This window comes from Gemmata sp. (assembly GCF_051859125.1).
Classification (GTDB): Bacteria; Planctomycetota; Planctomycetia; order Gemmatales; family Gemmataceae; genus Gemmata.
The window spans coordinates 13,454-16,352 of the sequence record NZ_JBHYGG010000072.1; the positions used below are offsets into that span (position 1 = coordinate 13,454).

Consider the following 2,899-nt stretch of genomic DNA (forward strand, 5'->3'; position numbering starts at 1 on the left):
GGAGCGTCAGCGACCGGAGTGTATTGGTTGACGCTGCTCCGGTCGCTGACGCTCCCGGCTCGCCAGGAGCCGATAGCGTCACCGCGTGCCGATGCGGAGCAGCACCTTGCCGCCCTTCCCCGGGGCCGCGGCGTGCTCGACGGCCCTCTTCACCTCTTCGAGCGGGTAGGTCGCGGCGAACGTCGATTGCAGCACGCCGTCGCGCATGAGCGCCCGCACCTGCTTGAACAGCTTCAGCATCTTCAGCACGGGCTGCCGCTTGGCCCACACGCCGAGCCAGAACCCCTCGACCGTCACGGCGTTCGACAGCAGGAACCGCGGGTGGACCGTGAGCGGGTCGTCCGACAGCGACCCGTACAGCAGGCACCGCCCGCCCTGCCCCAGCGACGCGACCACCTCCGAGGCGGTCTTGCCGCCCACGGGGTCGATCGCGAACCGCACCCCCGCGGGCACGGCCGCCCTCACCTGCTCGGGGAGCGGGCCGTCGGACTCGACGAGCACCGCGTCGGCCCCGAGCGCCTTGAGTTCGGCCACCTGCTCGCGGCGGCGGACCACGTTCAGCGTGCGGAACCCGCGGAGCTTGCCGAGGCGGACGATCATCTTCCCGAGTTCGCCGCCGGCCGCGGACTGCAGCAGCCAGTCGCCGGGCCGGAGGTCCAGCACCGATTGCGTCATGACGAGCGCCGTGGCCGGGTTCACGAAGAACGTCGCGGCCTGGTCGTCGCTCAGGTCGTCGGGCACCGGGACCACCTGCCGGGCCTTGGTGACGGTGTACTCGGCCCAGTTGCCGACGCGGTCGTTGATGACGGCGACCCGCTTCCCCTTGCGGAGCCACCCGAGGAGCCCGCCGCCGGTCCCCTCGACCACCCCGACGCCCTCGAACCCCGGGGTCGCCGGGAGCTTCGGCGCCAGCCCGTACCGGCCGGCGACGTACATGAGGTCGGACGGGTTCACCGGGCTGGCGAGCATCCGCACCAGCACCTCGCCGCGGGCCGGGACCGGGGCCGGCACGTCGTCCTGGAGCTTGAGAACGTCGGCCGGTGGCCCGGTCTGCTCGAATACGACTCGCTTCACGGGAACCTCGGATCGGGGTGGTGCGCGGCGGACGCCGTTGTTGATTATGGGAACCGGTCCGTAATGTGAACCGGGGGCACCCGGTCGAAATCCTGGCGGGCGAGACGCGATGGGCTTCATGGACTTCGTCACCCGGTTCGCGCCGGACATCGCCGGGTCGCTCGTGGTGCTCGACGTGCTCGTGGTCGGGGGCACCCTGGTGTGGGTGCTCCAGACCAAGCGGGAGACGATGTCGGCCATCGCGTGGAGCCTCACCGTGCTCCTGGTCCCGTTCCTCGGGGCGCTGCTGTTCTTCCTGTTCGGGTCGCAGTACATCGAGCGCCCGCTCCGGCGGAAGCAGAGCAAGCGGTCGGCGTACCAGCGGCTCGACCACGGGGGCGAGGGCCACGCCGCGACCGGTGCGCCCGGGGCCGGCGTGCCCGAGCGGTGGGACACGCTGGCCCGGCTCGGGCACCACGGCGACGGGTTCCCGGTCACCGGCGGCAACGCGGTCGCCCTGTACCACGATGGGCACCCGGCCTACGACGCGATGCTCGCCGCGATCAAGGCGGCCGAGCGGCACGTCCACTTGCAGACCTTCATCTTCGCCAACGACGCCACCGGGCACCGGTTCATGGACGCGCTGTGCGACTGCGCCCGGCGGAAGGTCGAGGTCCGGTTCCTGTACGACTCGATCGGGAGCTACAACATCTCGTCGCGGCTGCTCCGGCAGCTCGCCGACGCCGGCGGGCGGGCGGCCGCGTTCCTCCCGATGCTCGGCCCGATGCACCGGCTCCGGGTGAACCTGCGGAACCACCGCAAGATCCTCGTGGTCGACGGCCGCGTGGCGTTCGCCGGCGGGCTCAACGTCGGCGACGAGTACCTGGGCCGGGACCCGGCCCTCGGCCCGTGGCGGGACACGCACCTGCGGCTCGAGGGGCCGGCCGTCCACGGGCTCCAGCGGGTGTTCCTGGAGGACTGGTTCTTCGCCACCGAGGAGGCCCCGCACGGGGCCCGGTACTTCCCCCGGCCCGCGGCGCCCGGGACGTCGCTCGTGCAGGTGGTCCACTCCGGCCCGGACTCGGCGTACAAGGCGATCCGCGAGACGTACTTCGCCGGCATCCTGAACGCCCGCAAGCGGGTCTGGATCGCCAGCCCGTACTTCGTCCCGGACGCAGGCATCCTGGACGCGATGGTGCTGGCCGCCCGGTCCGGGGTGGACGTGCGGTACCTCGGCCTGTTCCGGCCCGACAAGTGGATCCCGTTCCTGGCCGCCCGGTTCTACTGGGCCGACCTGCTCGCCGCGGGGGTGAAAGTGTACCAGTACACGCCGGGGATGATGCACGCGAAGTACGTGCTGGTGGACGGCGAGTGGGCGTCGGTCGGCAGCGCGAACGCGGACAACCGCAGCCTGCTCCTGAACTTCGAGGCGAACTGCCAGTTCTTCGACCCCGCGGTGGTCGCGGAGCTGGAGGGGGCGTACCTGAGGGACCTGGAGGCGTCGGTGCGGCTCGACCCCGCGGTGTACGCGGCCCGGCCGCTCGTCGGCCGCCTCGCCGAGAACGCCGCCCGGCTGTTCTCGCCGATCCTCTGATCCGTTTCGAGTTTCGAGTTCAACGTTTCAAGTTGAGGACGGCGGCCCGCGGTGGTGCCTGTGGAGGTGCTCCGAAACCGGGCGAACCCCGAGCGTCAGCGAGGGGGTCAGCGTCGCCGATCCTCTAACCAGTTCAAAGTTCAAAGTGCTCGGTCGAAGTCGTCGGTGGTTGGCGGGGGGGGGGGGGGGGGGGGGGGGCGGCGGCCACCCCGGGCCGCGCGGGTGGGGGGGGGGGGCGGGGGGGGGGGGGGG

Annotated in this window: 2 protein-coding genes; one reads left to right on the forward strand and one right to left on the reverse strand. The window is 71.9% G+C overall.

The features are described from left to right. Nucleotides 1-78 precede the first annotated feature (78 nt). A complete protein-coding gene (locus ACTIGN_RS08625) occupies nt 79-1,074 on the reverse strand; it encodes a zinc-dependent alcohol dehydrogenase family protein (protein WP_439622822.1) in 996 nt (331 codons plus the stop codon). Between the two features lie 109 nt (nt 1,075-1,183). Between ACTIGN_RS08625 and cls the strand changes: the two genes are divergently transcribed. Then, a complete protein-coding gene (cls, locus tag ACTIGN_RS08630; RefSeq protein ID WP_439622824.1) occupies nt 1,184-2,647 on the forward strand; it encodes a cardiolipin synthase in 1,464 nt (487 codons plus the stop codon). Nucleotides 2,648-2,899 lie beyond the last annotated feature (252 nt).

Coding starts and splice junctions, on each gene's coding strand:
- cls (WP_439622824.1), top strand. CDS start 1,184: ATGGGCTTCATGGACTTCGTCACCCGGTTCGCGCCGGACATCGCCGGG.